The following is a 590-nucleotide window of genomic DNA, read 5'->3' as shown; positions in this document are numbered from 1 at the left end:
ATGTAAATATATGCCATCATCGTGTATGGGTTGGTAAAGTAATGTTGATAACTTTCAAAAGCGATAATAAATAAGGAGTGAACGAAATGCGGGTTTCTTCAACAGGTATACGAATAGCAGTCTCGTCTTTGTTGTTGGCGTGGTGGTAGGTGTTGCTACAGAGTATGTAAAATAGTTGGACAATATTAAGTGTTGTTATGCAACGGGACACGAGTACACAACACTACCAGTTCAGCTAAACGTTTAGTGATGTAGTTGAATCGGGGGGGATATTATGAAAAAGTTTATCTTGGGCATGGTGATAGGAGCAGTGTTATTTTCGTTCACTCGAGTTGATGCATCAGACATGTTGGAGGTAGTTCGTTTTCCAGTCAAATTTATCATAAACGGGGAAACCAAAGCTTTGGATTCAGAGTACACTGYATTGAATTACGATGGTCATGCTTATGTCCCAGTAAGGTTCATTGCTGAGGCTTTAAATTCGAAAGTTAATTATCTCGATGACCCAGTAAGGATCATTTCAATTAACGACCCGCGTACAAAACTGCCCCAAAATTATCTCGAAAACTTGGCCATTCTGAATGGGGATG

1 protein-coding gene is annotated in these 590 nt (G+C 39.6%); it reads left to right on the top strand.

Annotation, left to right across the window (positions count from 1 at the left end; genetic code table 11):
• Positions 1 to 274: 274 nt before the first annotated feature.
• The coding region (locus AC1DWB_RS37000) for a stalk domain-containing protein (RefSeq protein WP_477546005.1) at positions 275 to 590 on the top strand (316 nt) is incomplete at its 3' end.

The organism is Paenibacillus sp. P4_E11, from assembly GCF_056401635.1.
Note: the sequence above shows the minus strand (reverse complement) of the source record. Positions and strands in the feature narration are given on the sequence as shown.